This is a genomic window from Aquimarina sp. EL_43, assembly GCF_943422735.1.
Classification (GTDB): Bacteria; Bacteroidota; Bacteroidia; order Flavobacteriales; family Flavobacteriaceae; genus Aquimarina; species Aquimarina megaterium.
On the sequence record NZ_CALSBR010000001.1, the window covers coordinates 3,803,975 to 3,830,801 of the forward strand.

General features: G+C 32.3%; 26 protein-coding genes. 1 reads left to right on the forward strand and 25 read right to left on the reverse strand.

The features are described from left to right. Window position 1: 1 nt before the first annotated feature. The 20 genes from NNL09_RS16355 to NNL09_RS16450 all read right to left on the reverse strand — a co-directional run bounded on the left by NNL09_RS16355 (window position 2) and on the right by NNL09_RS16450 (window position 18,889). On the reverse strand, window positions 2-958 hold the full coding sequence (locus tag NNL09_RS16355; protein WP_196909897.1) for a hypothetical protein: 957 nt from the start codon (window positions 956-958) through the stop codon (window positions 2-4). Then, window positions 942-1,907 carry a threonine/serine dehydratase gene (locus NNL09_RS16360; protein WP_196909898.1) on the reverse strand — a complete coding sequence of 322 codons (966 nt, stop codon included), beginning with the start codon at window positions 1,905-1,907 and terminating at the stop codon, window positions 942-944. The genes NNL09_RS16355 and NNL09_RS16360 overlap by 17 nt, the downstream gene beginning before the upstream one ends. Next, on the reverse strand, window positions 1,907-3,388 hold the full coding sequence (locus tag NNL09_RS16365) for a M28 family peptidase (RefSeq protein ID WP_196909899.1): 1,482 nt from the start codon (window positions 3,386-3,388) through the stop codon (window positions 1,907-1,909). Before NNL09_RS16365 ends, NNL09_RS16360 begins: the two co-directional genes overlap by 1 nt. Before the next feature lie 265 nt (window positions 3,389-3,653). Further along, window positions 3,654-4,091, reverse strand: a complete 438-nt coding sequence (locus NNL09_RS16370) for a hypothetical protein (RefSeq protein WP_025664812.1) — start codon at window positions 4,089-4,091, stop codon at window positions 3,654-3,656. Window positions 4,092-4,319: 228 nt separating this feature from the next. After that, window positions 4,320-4,832, reverse strand: coding sequence for an SRPBCC domain-containing protein (locus NNL09_RS16375; RefSeq protein WP_196909900.1), 513 nt, complete (start codon window positions 4,830-4,832; stop codon window positions 4,320-4,322). A gap of 49 nt (window positions 4,833-4,881) precedes the next feature. Then, entirely contained in the window at window positions 4,882-5,772 is an 891-nt protein-coding gene (locus NNL09_RS16380) for an AraC family transcriptional regulator (protein WP_025664814.1), read from the reverse strand. A 95-nt stretch (window positions 5,773-5,867) separates the two neighbouring features. Further along, window positions 5,868-6,644 (reverse strand): agmatinase, encoded by a 777-nt coding sequence (speB, locus tag NNL09_RS16385; RefSeq protein WP_196909901.1) that lies wholly within the window; start codon window positions 6,642-6,644, stop codon window positions 5,868-5,870. A gap of 13 nt (window positions 6,645-6,657) precedes the next feature. Further along, entirely contained in the window at window positions 6,658-7,530 is an 873-nt protein-coding gene (locus NNL09_RS16390; RefSeq protein ID WP_196909902.1) for a ketopantoate reductase C-terminal domain-containing protein, read from the reverse strand. A gap of 63 nt (window positions 7,531-7,593) precedes the next feature. Then, window positions 7,594-8,406 carry a hypothetical protein gene (locus tag NNL09_RS16395; RefSeq protein ID WP_196909903.1) on the reverse strand — a complete coding sequence of 271 codons (813 nt, stop codon included), beginning with the start codon at window positions 8,404-8,406 and terminating at the stop codon, window positions 7,594-7,596. A gap of 195 nt (window positions 8,407-8,601) precedes the next feature. After that, window positions 8,602-9,273: a hypothetical protein gene (locus NNL09_RS16400; RefSeq protein ID WP_196909904.1), complete on the reverse strand. Its 672-nt coding sequence runs from the start codon at window positions 9,271-9,273 to the stop codon at window positions 8,602-8,604. 30 nt (window positions 9,274-9,303) lie between these two features. After that, a complete protein-coding gene (locus NNL09_RS16405; protein ID WP_196909905.1) occupies window positions 9,304-11,463 on the reverse strand; it encodes a serine hydrolase in 2,160 nt (719 codons plus the stop codon). Window positions 11,464-11,637: 174 nt separating this feature from the next. Further along, on the reverse strand, window positions 11,638-12,699 hold the full coding sequence (locus NNL09_RS16410) for a DJ-1/PfpI family protein (RefSeq protein WP_196909906.1): 1,062 nt from the start codon (window positions 12,697-12,699) through the stop codon (window positions 11,638-11,640). Window positions 12,700-12,788: 89 nt separating this feature from the next. Then, window positions 12,789-13,748, reverse strand: coding sequence for a DJ-1/PfpI family protein (locus tag NNL09_RS16415; RefSeq protein WP_317193922.1), 960 nt, complete (start codon window positions 13,746-13,748; stop codon window positions 12,789-12,791). 69 nt (window positions 13,749-13,817) lie between these two features. After that, on the reverse strand, window positions 13,818-14,423 hold the full coding sequence (locus NNL09_RS16420; protein WP_196909908.1) for a hypothetical protein: 606 nt from the start codon (window positions 14,421-14,423) through the stop codon (window positions 13,818-13,820). After that, the gene (locus NNL09_RS16425) at window positions 14,416-14,910 is read right to left on the reverse strand and encodes an RNA polymerase sigma factor (RefSeq protein ID WP_196909909.1); all 495 of its coding nucleotides are present in this window, start codon (window positions 14,908-14,910) and stop codon (window positions 14,416-14,418) included. The genes NNL09_RS16420 and NNL09_RS16425 overlap by 8 nt, the downstream gene beginning before the upstream one ends. Then, window positions 14,903-15,742 (reverse strand): alpha/beta fold hydrolase, encoded by an 840-nt coding sequence (locus tag NNL09_RS16430; protein ID WP_196909910.1) that lies wholly within the window; start codon window positions 15,740-15,742, stop codon window positions 14,903-14,905. The genes NNL09_RS16425 and NNL09_RS16430 overlap by 8 nt, the downstream gene beginning before the upstream one ends. 184 nt (window positions 15,743-15,926) lie before the next feature. Next, window positions 15,927-16,382: a nuclear transport factor 2 family protein gene (locus NNL09_RS16435; RefSeq protein ID WP_025664824.1), complete on the reverse strand. Its 456-nt coding sequence runs from the start codon at window positions 16,380-16,382 to the stop codon at window positions 15,927-15,929. A gap of 98 nt (window positions 16,383-16,480) precedes the next feature. Next, entirely contained in the window at window positions 16,481-17,587 is a 1,107-nt protein-coding gene (locus tag NNL09_RS16440; protein WP_025664826.1) for a helix-turn-helix domain-containing protein, read from the reverse strand. A gap of 57 nt (window positions 17,588-17,644) precedes the next feature. Next, a complete protein-coding gene (locus NNL09_RS16445; RefSeq protein WP_025664827.1) occupies window positions 17,645-18,343 on the reverse strand; it encodes a hypothetical protein in 699 nt (232 codons plus the stop codon). Window positions 18,344-18,538: 195 nt separating this feature from the next. Next, a complete protein-coding gene (locus tag NNL09_RS16450) occupies window positions 18,539-18,889 on the reverse strand; it encodes a hypothetical protein (protein ID WP_035095716.1) in 351 nt (116 codons plus the stop codon). 221 nt (window positions 18,890-19,110) lie between these two features. Here NNL09_RS16450 and NNL09_RS16455 point away from each other — a divergent pair, with 221 nt between their 5' ends. Next, on the forward strand, window positions 19,111-21,771 hold the full coding sequence (locus NNL09_RS16455; protein WP_196909911.1) for a T9SS type A sorting domain-containing protein: 2,661 nt from the start codon (window positions 19,111-19,113) through the stop codon (window positions 21,769-21,771). A gap of 140 nt (window positions 21,772-21,911) precedes the next feature. Here the strand turns inward: NNL09_RS16455 and NNL09_RS16460 are convergent, their stop codons facing one another. From NNL09_RS16460 to NNL09_RS16480, 5 genes are all read right to left on the reverse strand, one after another. Then, entirely contained in the window at window positions 21,912-22,427 is a 516-nt protein-coding gene (locus NNL09_RS16460; RefSeq protein WP_025664830.1) for a GNAT family N-acetyltransferase, read from the reverse strand. A 169-nt stretch (window positions 22,428-22,596) separates the two neighbouring features. Further along, window positions 22,597-22,770, reverse strand: coding sequence for a hypothetical protein (locus NNL09_RS16465; protein ID WP_159025625.1), 174 nt, complete (start codon window positions 22,768-22,770; stop codon window positions 22,597-22,599). Window positions 22,771-22,951: 181 nt separating this feature from the next. Continuing rightward, the gene (locus tag NNL09_RS16470; RefSeq protein WP_196909912.1) at window positions 22,952-23,677 is read right to left on the reverse strand and encodes a sulfite exporter TauE/SafE family protein; all 726 of its coding nucleotides are present in this window, start codon (window positions 23,675-23,677) and stop codon (window positions 22,952-22,954) included. Window positions 23,678-23,686: 9 nt separating this feature from the next. After that, window positions 23,687-25,309 carry a M1 family metallopeptidase gene (locus tag NNL09_RS16475; RefSeq protein ID WP_196909913.1) on the reverse strand — a complete coding sequence of 541 codons (1,623 nt, stop codon included), beginning with the start codon at window positions 25,307-25,309 and terminating at the stop codon, window positions 23,687-23,689. A 119-nt stretch (window positions 25,310-25,428) separates the two neighbouring features. After that, the gene (locus NNL09_RS16480) at window positions 25,429-26,766 is read right to left on the reverse strand and encodes a M28 family peptidase (protein WP_025664833.1); all 1,338 of its coding nucleotides are present in this window, start codon (window positions 26,764-26,766) and stop codon (window positions 25,429-25,431) included. Window positions 26,767-26,827 lie beyond the last annotated feature (61 nt).

Genomic DNA, 26,827 nt, shown 5'->3' on the forward strand with positions numbered 1-26,827 from the left:
ATTATATTTTAGTATTCATGTATGTTTTATAAACAGCTTTTGCAATCATTATATCTTGTACTGCAACTCCTGTAAGGTCTACTATTGTTATTTGATGATCATCGGTGCGTTGTAAGGCAGGGTCCTGAATTGCACTACCAAGCTCAACGATTTTTTCTTCGGAAATTGCTCCATCTTTAACGGCTCGATATATTTCGCCTCTACTTTTACTTTGCGGAATACTATCTGCAATAACGATATCTGCTTTTTGAAGCAATTCACTATCAAGTTCCTGCTTATCCGAAGTATCAGAGCCTACTGCTGTGATATGGGTGCCCGGCAAGATATCTTTTACATCGAGCAGCGCGACTTCAGAAGGAGTAGTAGTAACAATTAGAGTACTATTTTTTGCTACTTCTGCTGGAGTTTTGGCAATATAGATATCAAAATCAGTATTCAATTCTGCTTTAAATTTCTTTGCATTTTCGAGTGTTCTTCCCCATACCCATACGGTTTTACAAGGATTGTTTTTCTGCAGAAATTGCAACTGTAATTTGGCCTGTATCCCTGTACCTATAATACCAATGGCGTTTATTTTTTTTGAAGCAAAATATGTAGCTGCCAAAGCACCTGCTGCTGCAGTTCGAATATCGGTAAGGTACCCTTCGTCTAATAAAATGGCTACAGGTTGTCCTGTTTTCTGACTAAATATGAGCATCATTCCCTGGCTGGAAGCTATTCCTAATTTTGAATTGTTATAAAAACCAGAGGCAATTTTGATAACATAAAAATCATCATTCTTTATATATCCATATTTAATATGTACATCCCCGGGAGGATCTTCAAATAGTAATTCACCTACAGGCGGAACCACCGTTTTACCATTACTGTAGTGTATAAAACCTTCTTCCATAGCCGCAACTACATCTAATGATTGTATACTTTCTTTAATGTCTTTCAGATTAATAATAGTCGCCATATTTCACCATTATTTGGGTTAATAATTGATTATCTATTTTTCTTCCTGTTAGCACCAGAACCACATTTTTACCATCATACGCTTTGCTTTGTAATAATGCTGCTACCGGAAGAGCAGCGGTAGGTTCAATTTCTACCTTATGATATTTCACCATAAACGCTACGGCTTTTTTAATATCCTCTTCTTCGATGACTTCAAAACCAGACAAGTATTTTTTGCAAATATCAAAGGTGATGGCGTTATTTTCAATTCCGCCTGCAGATGCATCTGCAATAGTGGATAAAGTACTTGGAGGAACAATACTGTTTTTTAGTATCGATAAATGCATTTCTGATGCATTTTTAGGTTGACAACCAATGACCGAAACATTATTATGAGTACTAAAATAAGTACTTATGCCAGATGCCAGTCCACCACCACCAACAGGAGTTAAAATAACATCTACTTCTGGTACTTGTTCTTCTATTTCGACAGCGATAGTACCTTGCCCTTTAATAATTTCTTGGTCATTATAGGGATGAATTAAAACACCATTGATGTCTTTTGCATAGGCTGTTGCTTTTTCTTCGGTTTCCAGGCTATTTTCACCATAGAAAATAACCCTCATCCCATATTGCTCAAGAGCTTTTATTTTTGCGTCACTTGTTTTTTTCGGAAGGAATAAAACACCTTTAAATCCAAATTTTTCTGAGGCATAACCAAATGCTGCAGCATGATTCCCGGTAGATGCTGCTACAAAAGTTTTGTCAAAAACACTTTTGTCTAAACTATGTACCTTAGTAAGAACTCCTCGTATTTTAAACGATCCCGTATATTGTAAAAATTCCATTTTTAGAAAGACATTCGCCCCAGATATTTTACTTAATTCAGGAGAATACGCCATAGGTGTTCTATTCAAATCAGGCTTGCTGATTTTGTATGCATCAATTATATCTGTAGCCCGTATCATTATTTTGAATTTGGAAAATTTTGATCTATCGCTTCAATAGATTTCTGGATTAATTTTGCTACGTTTTTATAATATTCTGGATGTATTTCTTCGACATCATCGGTTGCCTGGTGATACCCTGGGTGATCTTCTTCGCTAAAAGTAATATTAGGGATTCCTTTCCTGAAAAAAGGACCATTATCAGAAGAAAACATCCAATAATCTTTGGTTTTATCTTCTGGATCGTCATGACCATAAGAAACAGTTAACGGGCTATCTTTTGCAATACTTTCGATTATAGGTTTAAACTGTGGATAAGGATAGGTACCAACCACATATATTTCGTTTTTAGGATTACGGCTAATCATATCCATATTGATATTGAGTTTGATATCGGATAACAAAACCGGCGGGTTATCTACAAAATATTTAGAACCAAATAGTCCTAATTCTTCGGCATCAAAAGCAGCAAAAAGAATAGAATGCTGAGGTTGGTTTTTAGAAAAATGCTTTGCTAAGATCAATAGGGCAGAAGTACCAGAGGCGTTATCATCTGCGCCATTGTATATAGTGTCGTTTATAATGCCAAGGTGATCATAATGCGCACCAATAACGATATATTTTTTGGGATACAATTTTCCTTTTACATAACCTATAAAATTAGTTCCTGTTCTCTCTTTTTTGGTTTTTCTATCTTTAAAAGTAAAATGAGAATCGTAATCAGTATCTAATTTTTCTAAACCGATGTTTTTAAAATATGACCTGATAAAATCTTGTGCTTTTTGATTATTTCCTGTACCTCTTCCCAAGTACTGATCTGATGATATTTGTTTTTGAATATCCAGTAATTCGGTTGTTTCTATTCCCGAATCTGTTACCACATCATACTTTTTTATTTCGTTAGCTGTCATCCAATGAATACTATCTGCAGGAGCTGCTTCTAAGGTATACCAGTAAAATGCTGTAGGAATATTCATTTCGGTATAGTAGTTTAGATATTTTTTATGCTCTTGATGATCTTTCGGAAAATCTAGTGCTACACTATCTTCTCCCGACCAGGAATGCACCCCCAGCTTGGCTGTAGCATGAATATCTCGTTTTTCTCCTGCCAAAAACATATCTGTTCCTCCAGAAGCCACCATTCCGTTTTCTGGGATGTAAGTGTTTATATGATGTTTCCTGATTTCACGAGAAGCAAGAAGATTTATCTCATCGTCTATAGACCCGGGAACCTCTTCCATTACCAATGTGGTTACTTTTGGGTTTTCGAACAGGATTTCTTTAATATCATATAGTGTATTAGAATAAATAACACCATTCATATATAGAGTGTCTTTGGTAGTCTGATTTTCTTTAAAATAAAATTCTGCTACTTGATCGCCTTCCATTTTCATCAATATCCTTTGCCCAAGAGATGTGGTATATAAAATTTGTGGAAAGAAATACAAAGTGACAATAAAAACAATGATGATTGCCACAAATGCGATGATAACTTTTTTCATAATAGTAATGTGTTAATTAATACCAGATGTAATAAAAAAAACCTCCGTACACCAAACCAACTTTTGTTGATTAAGGTATACGGAGGTTTTCCGTAAGAAATTCACTTGTTTTTCCGATGTTCTTCCTTAAGCTAAAAAACAAGAGTGTAACATACTGTTACTATATTTCTGTCTATACAAATATAGAAAAAAAATAATTCAGTAGATAAAAATTAGAAGTATAGCTCCTAAATGGCTGTTTAGATAAGTGAAATTTTGGAGGATATCATTTTTTTTGAATAAAATAAATATCTACATAATCGGTAACTTCACTACAAGGATTACTCATCTCCTGGAGTCTCCAGTATTTTCTATTTCCCTTTACTTTAAAATTGAATTCTCCTTCTCTTTTGCAAGGTTTTCCGTTGTTTATAAAATCTATCTGGGTCTCAATAGTTCCATTAAATACCAGGTGCTTTGCAGAACGTGGAGTAATAGTGCCTTTAATTTTTAAGAAATCACTATTTTCTTTACTATTTTGATGACCTTCTATTGTGTACACATTGTCTTTATCTGTTTTTTCGATTTTGACAGTTCCAAAATGGTCCCAAGAAATCCATTGAAGTGACAGATAATGATTACCTATCAAAATCTTATCCAAATTATTTTGCGAAAAAGAAAATAATGGCAAGGATACTAAAAGAATTAAAACTATTTTTTTCATACGTTCTCATGTTAATCAGTGATACACCTTTCGATTACTATATATCATTAGACCAAAGATAGATATCATAAATGATTTGTGTCACCTTGTTTTCAGTGAAATCTTTACGTCGATAACTTCTTGATAGTGTTATAGAATCGTTGTGATCATTTTCTTGAAAAAACTCAATACTCAAAAAACGGTTTGAAAAAAATAATCAAACCGCTATTACTTTTCTTTATAAGGTATTTATGGTTCGACTATTTGTTTCATAACGGGGATTACCATTTCCCATCCTTTTAGAGATTCTTCGTATCTCTTTTCTCCTAGAGCAACGGTAGCAAAATTTCCTTGAGTTAATTTTAGTGTAGTCTTATTGTTTTTTTCTTTCAGATAATATGTCAGGCTCAAATAATTTTCAGGAATGTCTTCAATTTCCATGTTTGGGTCAAACATTGTAAAAGTTACTAGTTCCCCTTTTTTATACTCTACTATCTTTCCTTTTACATAGATAACCTCTTTACTATCTTCGGTTAGCCCTTTCCAGAAGATAGGATTCCCTACTTTCCAATCTGATATGACTTCACAACCATACATGTATTGTTTGGTTATTGTTGGGTTTGTTAATAATTCCCATACTTTTTCTTTATTGACATTGAATTGAATTTCTTTTTCGATCATCATAATTGCAGTAGTGTTTTTTGATTTACAACCTATTAATAATAAAGAGGAGATTACTAATAAGGAAAATCTGGTTTTCATACATTTTAGTTTTACAATTTGAAACCAAAAATGCCACCATTTTCTTCTTTTAGATTGTACGATCGGGATAATTTCTAATACTATCGGGAGTAGTACCAAATTCTTTTTTAAATGCTTTTGAAAAATGTTGAGGAGAACTATAACCAGTTTTGTAAGCAATCTCTTTTGCAGATAAATCTGTTCCTAATAATAGTCTTTTGGCTAGATTCATTCGATTATTGTGAATGTATCCAAATACAGTAGTACCAAATAGTTCTTTAAATCCTTTCTTAAGTTTGTATTCGTTGAGACCAATTAGTTTTGATAATTGACTAATTGTTGGCGGGTTATCTATTTGCAGGGTTAAAATTTCTTTTGCCTCAAATAGTTTTTGTTTATCAGAATTAGATTTAATGAATTTGTTCGTGGTATTTAATTCATAGAGTTCTGCCTGTAATACGAGAAGTTCTATACTTTTAGATAACAGGAATAAGTCTTTGAGTTCATTGGTATATTGTGCATATAGAATCTCATTAATGACTTGCTGTATTTTAAAATTATTAGGCCTCCATTCATTAGATAAAATAGCATTTTCATTAAGGATTACTTTATCGGCAAGTTTTTTTAGTGACTCATTACCATTTTGAGCAATATGAATAAAGAAATCTGTATTGAAATTAACTCCAAAAGTCTCAATTCTTTTACTTTTGTTAGATACTTCGATTTCTATTCCTTTAGAATACATGATATTATTGTGTGATCCTACTAAATCGAAAGAAGAGTTTAGCTGTTTGTACTTAAAATTATAATTTCCACTTAATCCAAAATGTAGTCTTACCGATTCAGAATCGTTTTTAGAGATATAAGATCCAAATGTTTTATAATCAATAATATTGTGAGAAATTGAAATCTTATCCAATTCCCATTTTTTTGAGGTTACAATTTCGTTTTCGGATGTCACTCTAATTTTCTTTTATCAAAAAAAACAATTTACGATAATGTATTAATATACCTGTTAGTACATCTATCACATCATAATTGGTTGTTACTTTTATTTTATAGCATCTTTCCTAAAATCTCTTTCATCATTTTGGCAGCCAGAAATGCTGTCATATTCTGAAAATCTCTGTTAGGATTGTATTCTACGATATCGGCCCCAACAATTTCGCCTTTTATATTGTGAATTAAATCAATTACTTGCCTAGACGATAGACCTCCTGGTTCGTGATGCGAAACTCCGGGTGCATAGGCCGGGTCAAAACCATCCATATCCAGTGAGATATATACAGGATTATCAAATTGAGATATTTTGGTTAAGTCCAGGTTTTTCATTTGATGAATTTCGACATTAAATTTTTCTGCTTGCTCTGCTTGATGTGTGTTTAGTGTTCTAATCCCTACCTGAACTAACCTGGCAGCAAATCCGTTTTCCATAATTCTTGCAAAAGGACAAGCATGAGAATATTTATCACCTTCAAAGTTATCGTACAAATCAGAATGCGCATCGATATGTAAAATATCTAATTTTGGATATTTTTTATGATGTGCCTTAATGATAGGAAAAGTAATAGAGTGATCTCCTCCCAGGGTAAAAACTTTTGTTTCAGGTGCTAAATGATTCGAAGTTATGGTTTCGATATCGAAATAGTCTGAAATATCAAAATCTCCCTTATCGATTATTCGGGAATCTTCGATTGTGATTTCGTTTTCGGTAAATAAATTAAGCGAACCGCAGTGTAATGCTTCTCTAATTAGTGGGGGAGCAAGACCGGGACCTTGCTGAAAAGAAGATTTTTTATCAAATTGTATTCCTTGTATGACAATTTTACTCATTTGTTTTTTGGTATTAATTCTGATTTATTTGCCTGAGTAATTTACAAATAGTATCGTTAATTGGTGTTGCAATTCTATTTTGTAAAGCTATCTTTTCGATCGCCCCGTTTTTTGCGTTAACTTCTATGATGTTACCGATTAACCGATCTGATAACATCGAACTTCCTTTTGTTTTTGAGTAGGTCGCTATTTTATGTAATATTTCAGGTTCGAAACTACTTTCGATTATAGCTCCGTCTGATTTTGCAACTTCAATTCCTTCTCTCAATAAATTTTTAAAGAGATCAACTACTTCCTGATTTTCGAAAACAGAACATGTTCTTCCGGTTAAGCATAATATGGACCCCAATGTAGAACTTTCTATTAGTTTTTTCCAATTTTCAGTTTTGTAATCAAGTACTTCTATTATTTGCACATCATTTTTGGTAAAAAGCGCTCTAAATCGTTTAGCTAATTCGCTTTTTTGGACTTTAAGTGTTGGTTTTGAGAATTGTAAGTAATAATTATCCTCAATAGGTTGAGTAGGGCAATCAATCATACATTCCAAAATATTTTCATCTCTGGTAAAAGGTGTAATAGATGCTTTTAATTCTATACCGTTTCTTATAACAACAACTTTGGTATGTACTCCAATTAATTGAGCGAGCTGCTCTTTAGCTGCTTCAAAATGATATTCTTTTAAACATATTATTAGCCAATCGAGTTCTTCTGATCTTTCTTTTTTAGAGTCGATAGGTATTTCTATTTTTTCATCTTGATATTGTATTTTGATTTTTGATTTTGGGGTTCTCGTATAATAGAATATGTCGTTTTCAGGATGTGCTACTAATATCCGTGATATTACAGAACCTATTGCCCCCAAACCTAATACTCCAATTCTTTTCATTTATTCTTTTTGCGAGATGTTATGTTAACATGAAAGAAACTCATGTGCTTATATAATATGGTTTTAATATTCATGAAATTCTTTTATCGTAAAATCATTTATATTTTGTTTAGACCTAAGTAGTGCATTTAGATAGTATCTATGAAAATAACCATTTAAAACTACAATTCTTTGATTTCTATATTCTTCTGTGAAATGAAGAATGTTTTTAGACATTGTTTTATTTCTAAGCTGCCAAAAATCAGATGCTCGTTTATAACCTTCGAGATAGCTAATGCTGTCTCCATCTGCTTTTTTATGATATGTAGTTTTAAAAGCAGGGATATTAGCCATTATTTTTCCCAATTTTTTATATTGAAAATCCTGTCTGATACTAGATACACTATCGGTCTTTAGGTTGTTAAATGCTTTTGGACCCAAATAGGCAAAAGAATTTAGGGTATCATTTATGACTAAAAATTCTTTGTATACTTGTTCTTCTTGCGGATTAAGGACTCCATTTTTATATAGACTATCGAGCATTTTAAAAGCTTTACTATCTGTTGGTCTGGAGCCTATTTTGATTCGGTATTCATTTCGCCCTGTAAAATCATATGGTCTTACTTTTACATCAAAAGTGTTCATGTATTTTATCGTAGCGATATTCTCATTGCTATCCCAGGTCTTTTTGAATTTAAAATCTGTTGTAAAAAAAGAAGAATCACATTCATATAGGATGAGATCTGGTTTTATTTTGACCAGAATATTATATAGACTATCCGAATTAAAATTTTCTATGGGTTGATGAACGGTTCCCAAAAGAATTAATTCTGTGTTTTTCTTACTACAAGACAGTATTATGAAACAGCTAAGAATTATAATGATATTCTTATTCATGTGAATTTTGGTTTTTGATAAGGACCAACAATTAAATATAGACACCAATGTAATTATAATTTTTAAGTATTTTGCTTGTGGTTATAAGGTTTAGAAATATAAAACATCATAAATGATAACTTGGTAGTATGAGTTTTTTAAATACTAATGTTCTTGTTTTAAGATGTAGAGAAAAAATACACGAAGCAATTATTATTAATGGTAAGGGTTTATATATTTTTTGGTTAAGTAGTATCCTATTATAGTAATGACTTCATTAATAATAAATAGCAATCCAATTCCGATGATGGGCTGCGCTAAAAACTTTTTTTCAACCATTAAAAACTCAAGAATTCCAAATATTGGCCCCCACAATATATAAGGGAAAAGAACCAGGTAAAAAAGGAACCATATTAACTTATGTTTATTTTCTATTGATCGATACGCTTTTATAAGAGGAGGTAGGCAAATTAACCAAATAATGATAATTACTGACCAATATATAAACGAAGAGTCTCCGAAAAGCTTAGCTGTAGCATAAAATTCATCATTCATCTTAAAAAAAGGAGAGATCATTCTTTGAAGTGGTAATTGAGCAAAAATGATAGCAAAACCTAAATGTTTTTTATAATCTGATGATTTGTTCCTTAGAAAATGTGCTCCCAGGTACATCATGATAAAACTAAAAATTGGACCAATGTATGTTGCTATTAATGACTTTGAATCTTGCTCACATGCCGTCTCAAAATAATTGAATGTCTTTACTCCCCAATCTCCACAAATAAAATACCCAGAAAAATGATGCACTAGTTCATGTAATGATGCATATAACATTATGATACTATAAAAGGCTAGGCAATACTTCCAGGTTATTTTTATTTTGATCATGAATAAAAAATGTATGAGATGTAAAGAAAACTAATCATTACTTTTCTTTTGCTTACCAGTAATTAAAAACTCTAATAAAGCAGTATTAAGACTATCTCCTGTATTGCTATTGGTAAATACAACATATCCCATATTAAGATCACTATACAGTACAGCCTCACATCTAAAATCACCATTATTACCTCCATGCCCGAAACTAGACCCAAATGGTGTTTTTTGCATATGGATACTTAATCCAAAATAGTTTTCCCATCCTTCTGGACTAGGATCTTCTTTATCTTTAGGAATTCTGGTTTGTATTTTGAACATTTCTTTATAGGTTTCTGGTTTTAGTCCTTTTTTGTTCTGTAATCCTAATAAGAAATTGGTAAATGTTTTAGCCTCTGTATGCATACTCCAGGCCATACCTGGATTTTCTGGTAATGAAGCCTGTGATGGCAGGTTATCAAAATGACCATTAGATACTACTTTGGCCAGGTATTCGTTTTTAGAAAAATAGGTGTTTTCTAAACCTAATGGTGTAAGCACTTCTTCTTTTAGTATAGTATTGATATCCTTACCTGTTACTTTGGTAACGACTCTTTTTAAGTATTCAAAACCTTCACCAGAATATCGATATTTGGTCCCTGGTGTAAATTTAATATCAATCTTTCCATCTTCGTTCATCCAAGCCCAGTTTGGAAATCCTGTTTTGTGAGACATTACATGTCGAGCTGTTATAAGTTTATAGCGATCATCATGTGCAATGGCTTTAAATGGCAAATATTCATATAATGGTTTATCAAGATCAATAATACCGCGTTCTACCAATCGCATTACAGCAAAACCAAAAACAGGTTTGGTAATCGAAGCTGCTTCAAATAAGGTGTTGTGATCTACTTTCTTTTTTGTGAGTGTGTTCTTTACTCCATAGGTTTGATGATAGACGACTTTACCATTTTTAATCAAAGCAAGAGATACTCCGGGGATTTGATAATGTTCCTGATATGTTTTGATAAAGGTATCCACTATAGAAGCTTTTTTGATATCAAAATCGTGTAAAATTCCTTTGTCTGGAATTATATCTGGATCAGGAATGGTAGATAATTCAAATATTGGGGCAGTGATGGTTTTATTTGATACTGCTGTGATTTTGATATTGGTATCTTTTGTATTTATTCTAAAAAGCTTTTCGTCTCTAAATTCACTTTCATCTTGATAAAATAAACCTGATGCGGGTGAAATGATATACTCACCAGAAGGAAGATCTAAGGAGTAATTCCCTGTTGAATCTACTACAGTTTGTATCCAAAGGGCGGGATTATGAGTAGATGTAAATCGAATTCGGTTAGGATAGCCTTTCATAGCACTATTTTTCCATTTTAATTTTCCGCTGATTGTACCTGTTTTTTCTTTTTCTTTCATCAATATTACATCACCAAGTCTTCCTGGGGCACTACTTTTACCGCCACTATTTCCCCAGGCAATAAAAGAATTAGAGTTTTGATCATCGTCGGCATCTTTATCTATGAACACATGATCGATTCCAATAGATTTTCCTACAATCAAGGTACTATTCAGTTTTACTTTACATTCATAAATAGTAGTGTTTTTATTGCGTTTGGATTTAATCTCTATAGCATCCCAATTTGTGTTTTTCTTTGTGGGATCCCAGCTTATAGATTGATTATTGGTGTCTTTGTAATTTTCACCATATTGATATAAATCTACACCAGAACCATCGGGAGAGTGTTGCTGGTCGATATAAAAATTGAAGGTATCTTGTGTATTCCACTCTGATGCGTCGGTAGTATCTACAATATGAGAATCGTCTGTTATTACAACAACAATATAAAGTGCTTTTTCAGAGAGATTATATCCCACCTGAAAATAAGCATCAAAATCATTTTTGTCTTTAGGCCCACCACCATATGGCAGTTTATTGATAGGATAACGAGTAAAATCTTTTGGCCAATCTTGGGTATTTCCATCAATAGTTATGGAAGATACGGGATATGCATGGGCGATAGCGCCATTAGAGATTTCTATTAAACTTTCTGATTTTGTTTTTGTATCATTCAAATTACTGTATGCAGTATTGAAAAACACAAAAAAGAGTAGTGCTATATGCACTACTCTTTTTGAAATATTACGATGTTCGTTGGATTGATGATGAATGGTATCTGTAAGAGAATTAAAGCGCAAACCCATAATGATTGATTTAAAATGTGAATAAATAGCTATATTCCTTAAAAAAGATGACATTAAAGAACATCATCTTTTCTAAAGATACTATTGTTTAAAGATTGTTACAGTTTTGCAGTTATAAATTGAAATAAAAGTTAAACAAGGAGGTTTTAAACTGTGCTGTTATATAGATTGGTATTAATCACTTAGTTTATGAAATATTGTTTTTGGATGTTGTGAAGACGTATACCCTGTAACTTTTTTATTTTTATCTTTTATAAATGTGATCTTATGGTTTGCCAGGTTTATAAAAGTATTATTTTGCACATGAAAAATTGGATAGTTTCTATCGTCTATTATAGCATATAAGGCTTTTTCTCTAGAGTTAATTTTTAATTTCACCTTGGCTCCGTCCAGATACTCATAGGTTCCGGTATATGCTTCGAGAATTGTTATGTCATTATAATTTTTATAAGGATCATCTTCTGATAAAATTACCCCTTCTCCTGGTATCCATTTATCATATTCCATATGGTATGCTATTCTTCGCGCTTCATTAAACCCTTGGAGTTTTGCTACCAAATGTAAAGCACCATCAATACCGGCAGAAATACCAGCTGTGGTGATTACTTGTCCATTATCAACAAATCGGGCGTCTTTTATCACTGTTATATTTGGATAATTAGTTTCTAAGCCATTCAATGCGTTATGAAAAGTGGTTGCTGATTTACCATCAAGAATTCCGGCTTTTGCTAGTGCAAATACTCCTGTACATACAGAGAAATGGTATTTGATATTTTGTTGGGCTTTTATCCATTCAATTACTTGTGGATCATTAAAAGCACTCGAAGAATTTCCTCCAAAAAAAGCAAGTATATCTGCATTAGGACTATTAGCTATACTATAATCCGGGAGTATTTTCAGGATTCCCTGGGAAATAATAGGTTCTTTGGTTTTAGAAACCGTAAAAACTTCAAAATTTGCATAGGCAAATACTTCCATAGGTCCAGCAAAATCTAATACTTCTATACCAGGTTGTAAATAGAAAGCAATTGTCATTTTTTTGTTAGCTAGTTTTTGAAGCTCTTTTTCTGTAGTAAGTTTCATATTACAATGATGGCAGGTTCCAGGTTTATTAAATTTTAAAGTATCGCAACTACTATTGCAAGGAGGACAGACATAAATTTCATTAGAAGTTGCTGAGGGTTGTGATATAGCCGATATATTGATCAGAAATAGTAATACTAATAACTTTTGCATTATTTTTTGAGTAATGATTAATTTTTCAAAATTAAATGTCTTTTGAGAATCTTAAAAGGACAAGTGTGCGCAGTATTAGGACAGATAAATTATATATAAGTGAAGTTAACAGGTAAAATTTCTTTATGCTTTTTAAGTAAAGCTCGTAATTGGTTCGTACTTTTTAATCCACATTGGTTGGCAACATAGCTAACTTTATTACCATCGGCCAAAAGGTGTATGGCTTTATCTACTCTAAGTTTTTCGAGATAGGCACCAATGGTAATCCCCGTTGTTTTTTTAAAGAGCCGTGTAAGATTACGACTACTCATATGCACATACTCGGCCATATCTTCAAGAGTGAATGAAGTATGGAGATGTTTTGTCATATAATCTTGGGCATCATGAATTCGAGTATCCAGATGATTTCGATATTGTAAGAAAACACTTAATTGTGGATCGGATTCGCTACGGCGAAAATATATAACTACTTCTTTGGCTATATCTGTAGCAAATTTGGGACCATATTGTTGCTCAAGAATAAATAAGGAAAGGTCAATACCAGAACTAACTCCTGCACTAGAGTACAGACGATCATCTACAACGAATAATCTATTATTTACTAGATTGACTTCACCAAATTTATTTGCAAATTCGTTAAAGTATTTCCAGTGTGTTGTGCATTTATGCCCATCTAATAATCCTGATTCAGCAAGTAAAAAACTTCCGGTACATACAGAACAGATATTGACTCCATTAAAATGTTGAATATTTAACCAATCCAAAAATGCTTTACTTTTTTGTATAAATTCAGAATCAGAAAGTAATTGAAATTCTATCCCTGGTATAAAAATAAAATCACCCTCTGTTAATTTGAATTTCTCAAAATTAGAAAGCTTTGCAAAATACAATCCAGCACTGCTCTGTATTTCTTGTTCATTGCTTATGGTAACAAAATAAAGATTGATATCGGCTCCATATTCTTTTGCTTCATAAAAGATATGTGCTGGACCATTAATGTCTAATAAATGAACTTTGGGTGGTATGACAAAAATGATATCTTTGATAATCTTATTTTAAGCTAAAATACTAATAAATAGTATTATTTAAAGACTATTAAATGGGCAAAGAGAAGGTTTTTATGCTTCGTTTTCTTCAATGATTTTATTTTTTAACTCGATAATTTCTAAAAGAGTCCGTATTTCTTTTTGAATACTACTTCTAACGAACTTAATAAAGATAATAGCACCAATAACATAGGAAACGTCGATCAACACCATTTGCCATGTGGTAAAGTATAAGCTAAATTCTGGAGTGATCATATAAAAACCAATAGTGTACAATGCAATAATAGTGATCGTGATTGGTCCATGAATACGTTTTCTAAACTTATAAAATGCTATTGTATTATTGGTTGTTTTTAAGACATCGTCTATTATATCTATCTTTTTTGATTTTAAGACACTACCACACTCAATTAGTATTCGTAGTAGTAATCCTCCTATCATTAAAGCTACTCCAATTCTACTAAGTATTTCTTTTACCGGAGCTATATAGTAGAAAAAGGCAGATATTCCTACTATTGTGATTGATAGTATTATGATATTTCCGTAGTGAAAACGGGTATTAGAATTTTTCTTCGAAGTAATAGAAGATAGTGTCTCTTCTAATACTCCAGAATTACTCTCAATATCTTTTTTTCCTTTTTGCCACTTACGTTGCAAATCATCAAATTCATTACTCATGATCTAATATTTTTTTAAGTCGTTTCTTTATTCTGTGAATTTTTACTCTAACATTGGTGGGTTTAATACCTAAAACATGTGATATAGTTTCATAGTCCTGTCCTTCTAACACCATCATAATGATTAACCTATCCAGTTCTTCTAATTGGCCTATAGCTATATACAACCCTTGTTCTTGTTCTGCATCTTGATTTTGTGACTCATCAACCAGTACATGTTCAATTTTATCAAAGGATAATCTCTTTTTCTTTTTTTCTTTTCTTATGTATTGCAGGCATGTATTTACCGTGATTCTATACACCCAGGTTTTATGAGTGGATTGCCCTTTAAAGTTTTCGAGAGCATTCCAGATATTAATGAATACTTCTTGCGAAAGATCATTAGCCATATCGATATCTCCTTTCATAAAACCGAGACACATTTGCTGAACCATAGGATAGCACTGGTGATATACGGTCTCAAAAAGCTGTTGATTCTTTTTACTCATTTGCGAGGAAAGTGTTTACTGTTGTATAAAACCATTCGGGTTGATCAAACATAATAAAGTGTCTGCTGTTTGAAGCCATCTCGATAGATTTGTTTGCTAAAGTAGCATATTGTTTTTCATAATTAGACTTTGCAATTTCTACAGAAGGAAAAGATGCTCCCAGAATTAAGGTTTTTGCAGTCACTTTGTTTAAAATTTTTCTTAAATCAAGCTTCAATAAATCGGTATATCCATATACATAGGTTTCGCGATCAGCTTCCATAATCCAATTGATTAGAGTATCTACTTTATCTTTATTATTGGTCATGTTTTGTGCCATCATGGTAGCAGTCTGTTTAAACTGTGTATCTTCTGCCTGTAGCATTTGCTTGTTATATGGACTATCGTATTGTATTTGACTTTCTGGTACACCAGGCATCATTAATTCTCGCATACACGGGATAGAATCTACAATAACTAATCTGGTAATTGTATCGGGTAGTGCTGCAGCAAGATCAATAGCTAGATTTCCACCCATACTGTGCCCTATAATTGTTACATTGGTTAGGTTTTTATCTTTAATATATACGATCAACTCTTTTTTAATGGTATCATACCATGGCATTGCAATAGGCGGGTTACCATTAAAACCAGCGTAGGAAATAAGATGAGCCTCACTTTTTGTAGTTAAATGTTCAACAGTATCGTTCCATATCGATCCGGGAGTAGTAAAACCTGGTAAAAATAATACAGGATTTCCTTGTCCAACTATTTTGGTCGTAATAGCCGATGTTTGACTAAATCCCAGGTTAATGATAACTAATGCTAAGAGGGTAATTCTAAATGTTTTCATGTCTTTATTTTTATTGTATTTCTATTTTGATTTTCCCCTTTGATGCAGAAAGTTGTGAATTGTTACACGTGGGATAAAAAAAATAAAAATAAATACAAAAGACCTGTTAGAACTTAGTCAATAGTTGGTTGATAACATACAGAGGATATTAGAGTTATTGAATATATACATATAAGAAGAGAGATTAATGTTTGGAAGAATCGTTAAATTGCCAAAGGACATTTACAATTTTCCATGTGCCGTTTATTTTTACAATATGCATATAATCAATCCACTCATCGGCAATAAGTTTTACAGAAGCTGTTTTATCAAAAACATCTAATATAATAACCTCTTTTTTTGGTTTTTTGGGAAACTTATCTCCGTTACTATTATAAAACTCTGAGAGAATTACCATAAAGTCTGTAAACGTTTCTCGAAGGTATTCTTTGTTTGTAGCTTTGTTTTTCCAAAAAGTTCTTTTTACCATTCTAGGATGAGCAGCACGTTCAAACTGCTTAGGGTTTACATTGTGTTGTGCTTCTAGATAATCAAGAGCTACTTGTTTAATATCCAGAGAATCTTGTTTGGATTGTGCATTTGTTTGATAGGAAAGTAAACCGATACAACATAGTAAAACAATTTTAAACATATATTTCATGATAAAGACCTTTTATTTTTACTTCTAAAAATATAAGATATCTAATAATTAAATTTGAAAGTTTTCTTAAATATTAACGAACAATAAGTATTAATTTTTTATTGCTGAGAAGTAAAATATTCTTTTGGAGATGTTCCCATCAATTTTTTGAAAGACTTATTAAATGTAGTTTTAGAATTAAAACCTGCTTCCTGCGCCAGCCCAAAAAAAGTTAAGTTTTTTGCTTTATCTGTTTGTGCTAATTCTACAAATTCTTTAATCCGATGATAATTGATGTATTCAAAGAAATTCATGCCGATATTTTCGTTCAATAATCGTGCTATTTCGGGGCTACTTACTCCTAGCATATCGGCAAGTTCTGCTTTTAATAATTTTCTGTTGAGATATGGTTTTTTCTCTACCATTAATCGATCTAATTTGGCTTGTAACTGATCAAGATCGGATTTGGATAATTTGGATTGCGTATATTTTTTTTGAACTCCACTGGGGATGATTTTAAACAGATCAGGAGAAATCATACCGTAATAAGCAATAAAAAGAATGATTAATGCAATACTTAACCAAATCGTCTCTCTTGCTGTTCTTTCTATCATTTCGAATCCAAAAATACTAATGAAATAGACAACCACCCAAGATAGCAAGCAAATACCAATTGCGATTAGGAAATTAAGAAAAAACTGAGTTTTTACAGTATAACTTAATTCGTTACGTAACTCTTTTCTAAAAGAAAGAAATAATTGTAGACTCATTACCCAATATGTGATATTGAAGAGCAATCCAATGCCTATAAAAATAGTTATGGTACGAAATAATTCTCCACTTTTAATTCTTGCTCCTATGACTTCGTCTGTAGGAAGCATAAACATAAAAACAACAAAAATGATATAGAAAACCCCGGGGAGATAGTGTAACAAATCCTGGTACGAAAAGCGTTTGTTTAATAAAGAAGATTTGGTAAACAAGTAAATTGTAGATCCAAATAATAGTGTTGCAAACTCAGAAAATGCAATCAACCGAAAGTTTTTACCAAAGATATCAGATATATAAAGGACTCGCCCCGATAAACCAATCATAAGAACCAGAACCAAAAAAGCAACATATCCATTAATGTTTTTTCTGTTTTTTGGCGAAAAAAGATAAATACAGAGTAAAAATAAACTCTGGAAATAACCAAAATATACAAGTTGATTTAAAAGTGTTTGCATAATGATGTATTAAGCAGGTTATTTAATAACCTGCTTTTTATAGGTCTAAAATAGTTACTAAATCTGAAACTGGTTCACATGTTTCACCGAACTATGATCCATTTTTAGGTTTTCTTTATAAAATTGTTCAAAAGCGGCTTTATTTTCCCAGGTGGTAATAACCAAATAATCTGGATTGTAGTTATATCCAAAAGGAGATGCACCTTCTGTAAACTCAACTTGTGTTTGACCACCTGCTTTTTTCATTTTTTGTATCCATCTTTGTTTAAATTTTTGAAAAGACGACTTGTCTTTATGCCAATACGCAGTAACAATATTAAATTTCTCAGGATTAATACTAAAAGAAAGATCTTGTTTTAATTCGTAATAAGTAAGACCAAATGTAGACCAGATATTTCTTCTCTCTTCATGAAAATCAGGCATTATTTTTTGAATATCCTGTAAGAATTTTTCTCGCCCATTAAGGGTATCCCAATATCCAAAAATCATACTTTCGGGATGATAATTACCTTGAGTCGGACTTCCTTTTATTGCAATCCCCGGTAAATTATGATATCCCATTTTTTCGGCAACGGGAAATGCAGTTTTAAAATAATGCTGTAGTTTTTGTTTAGTGTCGGGTTTGGTATTCAGAAATATGATATCAAATACGTGCCCTTTTTTTAGGGTATATGATTTTGTCTTTGATTGCGCATTCAGGGATGTAAAATTAACAGTCAAAAAGAGTGTTAATAACGAGATTTTTAAAAGCTTCATATAGTTCTTCAGTTTTAATTAATGAATTTTTTTACAAGACAAATGTATATGCTATCATCTGGGAAATGAAGAATAATAGGGGGCGAAAGGTACATATACCGTATGTGTACTTTTATTTGAAGATAAAATCGCGAAAATCGATGATGTAGAGATGATCCGATTAAAACTTACTAACTCTTGGTATGAAGTATATACTTAATTAGTATTTGTTTTAGTATTGATTTGATCAACCAAATTACAGATGTATCGATTAAATTCAACATTTCTTGCACCATAACTGGCAAGCCCTATTAATTTTACTTCCTGGTTTTCTTTAGAATTTAATTTTATGATAAATAAAGAGTAGCCTTCTTTGGTTCTAAACCTAAGTTCTTGTTCTTCTCTTATAATTTCATAATCACTCAACTCATCAGAATAAGGTGATTCTTTTATTAGAATATAGTTTTCATAAAAAATGCAATTAGGGCTTGGCTTAATTTTACTCAAAAGGAAGACAAGAGTAACTATACTAATTACTACCATACTACCTATTATCATAACGATCATCTTTCTAGAGTTTTTATACATTGTTAACCACGCCTTATACTATCTAATGTACTAAAAATTATTTTCTTTTTCCTATCGTAAATTGCTTCTTGTTTCAAAAAACACTCCGAAAATCTACAAATTAGAGCCATTCAGCTAATTAGTTTTTTAGACCTTTTCCTTATTTCTATCTTTTAAGGAATCTCAATATATATTAATCCAACTTATTTAAAACGTAAACAATGAAACACAAACTCTTATTCGTCGTATGCTTACTCTTTACTTTATGTATGTATTCCCAAACATTTATTAGAGATTATAGTAATCCTACAGCAACTTATCAATTAAAAATGGAATTTTTACCACAATCCTGGGGAGATGTTTATCTTGATATAGAGATGAAAAACACGGGAAATAGCGGTATTAATGCCAGAAATGCGAAAATTCAGTTTTTATCGGATGGTACTCCAAGCCTTGTAAATTTTACACCAAATGGAAGTATTTCATACCCAACTGTAACTATGACCCATCTACAAGATGGAAATCAATTTATTAATTCCTTAAATATAGGACTTCCTGAAGCATCCTGGGTAGATCATATTTTATCTCCTAATGAAAGTTTTAAACTTAGAATTGATCTTAGAACAGTAACATCAACATACAGTGATCTTGCAGATTCTGTTAGATTTTATACAGAAGATGGAGTTCCTTCTTTATTTACAAATGTAACAACTACGGTAACAGGAAATGATACTAATGCTGTTGTGGTTAACTATAAAAATATGAGTTCTAATGCTCAATCCACAGAAACAATTACTACATCGAAAACTTCTTCGTTAAGAGTAAATCAGCAATACCAGATATGGGCAGATAATTTTGTTGTAGGTATGACTCAATACACCAGTGCATATTCAGAATTATCACCTTTATTATTTACTCCTTCTGAAACAAATACCGCTATTGCAATAGGATTTACTAAATCTACTATCCGAACAGAAAATGTAACTGTTAATGTATCTGGACTTCCCAGCGGAGTTTCTACAGCAATTACGCTTAAGAATAATGATATAAACGGTGTAGGTAAAAACACACAGATTGCTAATGGTAGTACTACTATATCACAGGTTCTCGAAGGAAACTATAGTGTTACAATATCTGCCTATACCGATAGTGCTAATAACCTAATTTATACTCCACAATACACTGCTAATCTTACAGTAGCAGCAGGAGGTAGCAATACTCTGGCTGTTTCTTTTACCGCTTCTTCTGTGCATGAGTTTACTGTTAAAGGGTTTCCTGAATACCTATCTCATGGAACTATAACAAATGCAGCGGCTTCTTTTGACGATAACTTTAAGAACTCGCCTTTAAGTGTTCTTTTTAAATATTCTGGATTAGATGGTGCAGGGGATAGAGGTAAAATTCCTGATATGACTCCTACAAAGAATACCATTGAGCAAGCACGAAGACTAGAAAATAATCAAGGTGGTAGAAAAATACTTCCCGTGATGGTACATTACACTGCCAACGCTAGTGGAGGAGGGTCTTTGGAAGCAATAAAAGATTTGTCTGAAAATCAGAACCTATATTTTCATTATAGAAATTTGATTCAGGAAATTAAAGTTATGTTAAGCTATGAAGATACCGATCATCCTAATCCCGGAGCTTTTGTAATTAGTCCAGATCTAATAGGTGCTATTCAACAAGATGTCGTTTTTGGAAATGATCATAATATCAGAACGATGAGAGTTGAGGTTAATCAGGATATCAAAAGAGCTTTTGAAGATGAAAATTTAAGTATTACGGGACTTCCTTCTTTTTCTGATAACCTAAAAGGTTATTTTCAATCGGTTAACTTCCTTATCCATCACGTCGGAGAATGTAAAATACCTTTTGGATATCAGCAAAATGTGTGGGCTGCTGGTTCTGCCCGTTGGGTGTTTGAAAAAGCAGGAGAGTTTAATGATCCTGTGAGTGAAGCAATAGAAGTAGCAGATTTTATGAATAGCCTTGAGCTTTATACAGGAGATTGGAAACCAGACTTTATAGCTTTTGATCGATATGAAAGAGATTGTTTTGGACCGGCTGCAATACAAAATTATGCATGGACTGCCAGACATTGGGATAAATATCTGATCTTTTGTAAAGAAATAGCAGAACGAGTAGGTAATGTACCTATTATGCTATGGCAAATCCCCGGTGGGCATATCCCTACTACAGATGAAAATATTGTTAATTTCGATATTGCTAATCATTCTTCGGGTTCTGCTCCTTATTTTCTTGGAGATAGTAGAATAGGAACGAATCTAAATAAAATTCATCCAGATTTAAAAAATATATCGTTAGCAGCACTTCCTCATTATGATGCAAATACGGTTGGAGAGCTTTTGGCTAAGGATAATGGTTATGATTGGGGAACCTCTAATCTGCAAAGATTAGCAGATATGAATGTTTTTGCAATTTTATGGGGTGGAGGATCTACCACAGGAATAGGTTCTATTGGTACTAATGGAGATGATGATCGGTGGTTAGCTACAAAAATAAGTGAGTATTACAACAATCCTCCCGTGTATAAAACCGTTGCGATTACACCATATCAAAATGCAGCATATTGCCAGAATGGAGCGAAATCCTCATTGCCACCTAATGAAAATAGTAGAGGGTTACAGGATATAAAAATATTTCCTAGTCCTGCAAAAGATCAATTACAGATAAGTAACTCTGTTGCCGGACAAGAATTTGTGATAATGATATTTGATATATATGGTAAAAAAGTAGGTGAATATAAAAAACAAAATGAGAATAGTATAGACGTATCTACTTTATCTAAAGGAGCCTACATTATTAAATTATACCCTCTATCTAAAGAAGAGAGCATCTCTAAAATATTTTACAAAGACTAACACTACCTGTTTAAAGAATAGATGTTAACTAAATTAGAAACCAAAGCCTATCAAAAGTATTTAATCATCATATATGATATAAAATACGGATAGGTTTTGGTTACTACTAAAAAAATATTTTTTGAATAGATAATTTTACACTATTTGTTTCTGGAAATAGAAAAAATAATATTATCTGGATTATCACTATCTATTCTATCTTCAATATGATTGAAATTATTTCTCATGAGTAGTTTTTTTGAAGGCTCATTGTTTTTATGTGTAAAAGCTTCTATATGATCTAACTCCAAAGTTTTAAACCCATAATTTAGGATACTTATCAGAGCTTCGTTCATGATTCCTTGCTTATAAAAATCTGGATGTAAATCGTAGCCTACTTCTGCTATTTTTTTGTCTTCAGAGAAATTCCACAGACAGATAGTACCAATAAGTTCGGGATTATTTTTTACCGTTATTCCCCAAAATAACCAATCTTGCTGATCAATACCTTTATTAATTTTGTTGATAAAACTAATAGCTTCTTCAGTTGTATTTGTTTTAGGTCTTTTTACAAATGTGTTAACGATTTCATTAGATCGTAAAAAGAGAATCACTTGGTCATCACTTTCTTTTAATTGTCTTAGGAATAATCTTTCGGTTTGTAGTTCTGGAAACATTATAAATTTAGTTTTTTGAAACTTTTATAAAGGCTAAAAATATTCAAAAGAATTGTATTCTCATACACATTTAAAATTACTGACAATCATTTTAATTATATACTATATAAAAACAGCCAAATATTTAAATATTTGGCTGTTTTATAGCTTTAAAAATAGCTTATCTTATTTAACAATCATTTCTATGCGAAATACATGTTCCTGTTGCGCAAGCAAAGTTGCAATTTGGAGCAATACTAGAATCACAATCCCCTGTACCAGTACCTCCTTTAATTTTTTGAGCACTAAACTTAGAAATTGTGTTTTTGTTGAGTTTAAGTTTTTTTAATTGCTTTTTCTTCATGATATATATTTAATTTTGATTAATATCTAAATGTACCAAATTAGCAGTGTTATTTTTTAGAGATCGAATTAATTAACTAAAAATTTAACTATGCAGGTATTAACCGATTAAATAAAACAGCGGTTTTTACTTAAAGTATTCTAACAATCATACCCCAAGAATCATTTGATATTACTATTGATTACTTGAATAAAATAACTAACCCTCCAATTGCTGTCATAATTAAAATAAATTTTCGGTATTGGTGATCTTTAAATTGTTTTACTACTTTAAGTCCAATAATGAATCCCAATATAACTCCCGGAATCAAATATAACTCCACAGTTAACGACTGAATAGTTATGGTATCCCAACTAAAAATATGAAAAGGTAGTTTAAACAGGTTAATGATAAAAAAAAGCCAGGCTGCAGTGCCGATAAACTCATTTTTTGGTATTCGGGTTGCCATAAAAAAGATATTGGTAAATGCTCCTGCCAGATTTCCAATCATTGTAGTGAAACCTGCTGCAAATCCAGTAGTGCCAATAAACCAAAGCTTATTAGGAATGTTTTTTTTGTCGTATCGTTCCCAAAAAAACATGATGATAACGCTGATAATGATAATGACTGCCATTCCTTTCTTAAATATATATTCGGGAAGATCTTTTCCTACGAAAACAGCTATTAGAACTCCACCGATCATCCATGGGAGCAATTGGAAGAGATATTTCCAACGGACATGTCGATTATAATAGAGTACAGCCAAAACGTCTGCAAAAATTAAAAGAGGCAGTAGTATTCCTGTAGATGCTTTTGCACCATGTGCCAATGCCATTAGAGTTACAACCACAATCCCCATTCCTTTGAGCCCTGATTTAGATACACCTAATATAAAAGCAGCGGTAAAGGGAATAAGGTAAGATGTCATTTTATAATACTATAGTTCTTTTACATTTACGTAAAAATTGGGATCTACAGTAAGCTTATTTCCTTTAACATCTTTTGTTTGCCAATTAGCATTAGGCTGTATCCATTCTGGATTACCATCTATAAAGAGACGTACAGGCATATCAAATTTATCTACGATATTGTTATAACGATATTTTAATTTGCCGTCTTTAAAATTATATTCGAGAACAGGTACTTTTATAGTTCTTAGATATTGATCAAAAAACTGAGTTAAATCGATGTTGGTTTCTTTGCTAATATAATCTTCGATCTGTTTTGTTGTGACTGTTTTATGATAAAATGTAGAATTAAGCCCTCTAAGGACAGACCTCCATTTTTCATCATCTTCTATAAGTTGCCTAAGTGTGTGTAACATGTTTGATCCCTTAAGGTACATATCACTTGACCCTTCATTATTTACGTTATATGTACCTATAATTGGAGAATCATTTTGTATTTTTTTTCTGGTACCTATTACATATTCTGCAGCGGCCTTTTTTCCATAATGATAATCAAGAAAAAGACTTTCAGAATATGCTGTAAAACCTTCATGAATCCACATATCTGCAGCATCCTTATAGGTGATGTTATTAGCAAACCATTCATGACCAGATTCGTGAATAATAATAAAATCAAATTTCAATCCCCATCCTGACCCAGAAAGGTCATTACCAAGATATCCATTTATATATTTGTTTCCATAAGTGACAGAGCTTTGATGTTCCATCCCCAGATAAGGTACTTCAACCAGTTTAAAACTATCTTCATAAAATGGGTAAGGACCAAACCAATGTTCAAAGGCTTTCATCATCTTTGGGGCATCTTTAAATTGTTTTTTTGCTTTTTCCAGATTGTCTCTTAATACATAATAATCCATATCGAGTTTACCTTTTTCACCTTCATATTGTTCTCCAAAATGCACATAATCTCCGATATTGATATTTACACCATAGTTATTGATTGGATTACTTACGAACCAATGATATGTTTTGGTATCATTGTCATGTTTTTCTGTTTTACGCAATCGACCATTAGATACATTCATAAGGGTAGATGGTACATTAACACTAATTAGTAAACTATCTACTTCATCATACATATGATCTTTGTTGGGCCACCAAACACTGGCTCCTAATCCCTGGCATGAGGAAGCTACAAAATGTTTCCCATTTTGATCTTTTTTCCATGAAATGCCACCATCCCATGGTGCCCGAACGGCTTCACGAGGCTTACCGCTATAGTATACTTCTATTGCATTTTTGCTATTTTCTTTTTGTGCTGTTGATAGTGTTATAAAATGAGCATTTCCTTCAGATGTTACTTGTAACGGTTTATTATTCTGAAGTACTTTTTCTATTTTTAAAGGCGGTTGTAGATCGATTTGCATTACGTTATGCTCTTTCAACACTTTATAATGAATTGTATTTTTTCCTGAAATAGTTTTTTTATCCGGATCTACAGCAATATCAAGATGGTAATAGGTTAAATCCCACCAAGCTCTTTCTGGAGTTATTGATCCTCGTAATGAATCTTGCCTGGTAAATTGTGATTCTTGCGCAGATAGTAGCGTAAGGCTTAAAATGCTAAAGACTATAGTATAGAATGTTTTCATCTATGGTATGTTTATTTCTCGATAATTATACTTAATGTCTAACCGTTGGATCAGTAGAATTCGCATAATAATCAATTTTGTATTAGTTTCGAAATTATTAGCAGACTCTTTTCTGTACTTTATCTAAAAGTTTCTGATGGAAATACAACTGGACTCTCATGACCGTTTTTTCCGACAGTGGCTATTCCGAAGAAGAAATTGTCAATAACAATGCCATCTAAAACAAAATTGTCTACATTTCCTACAAAACGGCTATGATCCCAGGTGGGAGAAGTCGTATCTCGCCAGTATATTTTGTAACCTTTGATGTTAGGGTCATTGGTTTTTTTCCATTTAAATTTTGCTGAAGGCTCTACAATACCACCTATTTTTACTTCGGATGGGGCAGGAGGAGCCCACGCAATACTTGCTAAATTTATAGCATTAACTGCGGTGAGTTTTGCAGCATAGTCAAAATTAACATGTTCTACAACATCTCCGTATTTGATTCCGTTTTCCTCACGAATGTTTTGATGTTGTTGTGTGTAATTTTCATGCGCTTCCATAATTCGAATTCCGGCGTAGCCTAAATCATTAAATGGTCTGTGATGCCCACCACGACCAAAACGATCTAATCGATAAATCATCATTGGGTTCATTTCTGGCATATAAGTTTTTACATTTTTATGGATATATCTGGCCAATTGACGTGAAATTCCATCAACTTCTCCACCATAAAAACGTCTACGTCTTACTGTTTTTTCGTCATCGGTAAGATTGGTAGGTTCAGAAAATATTCTAAAAGCTCGATTATCAATAACTCCGTCTACTCCTTTAATATTTCCAATCATATCATTATTAAGGATTCCTATAATATCCCAGCCTTTGTTTTTAGCGTATTTTGCTAATCCACCACCACCAAAGAGACCTTGTTCTTCTCCAGACAATCCAACATAAATAATACTGTTCTCAAAAGTGTATTTTGATAATACCCGTGCGGCTTCAATGGTTCCTGCCATCCCGCTAGCATTATCATTAGCACCAGGAGCATCGGTAGTAAAATCCATAGTATCACTGGCTCTAGAATCGATATCTCCACTCATAATAATATAACGATTAGGATACTTTGTTCCTTTTTGTATAGCTACTACATTTACAACCCAGGCATCATGAGGTACTCTGGATCCCATATCTTTAGTAACAAAATCTTTTTGATAAAATACATCTAAACAGTTTTTACAATCGGTAGAGATTTTCTCAAATTCTGTTTTGATCCACCTTCGGGCTGCTCCAATACCTCGTGTTTGAGAAATAGTATCACTAAATGTATTACGAGTTCCGAAATTTGCTAATTTTTTGATATCGGTTTCAATCCTATCTGCAGAGACTGCATTAATGATATCATAAATACGTTGATCTGTTTGTGCGGTTAAAATGGTAGATAATACAAGTAGGGTAGCGGTAAAAAATGTTTTCATTTGTGTGAATTTGATCGCCTAATTTAAAGAAAAGAGCCAAGTAATGATGATATCTTAACAA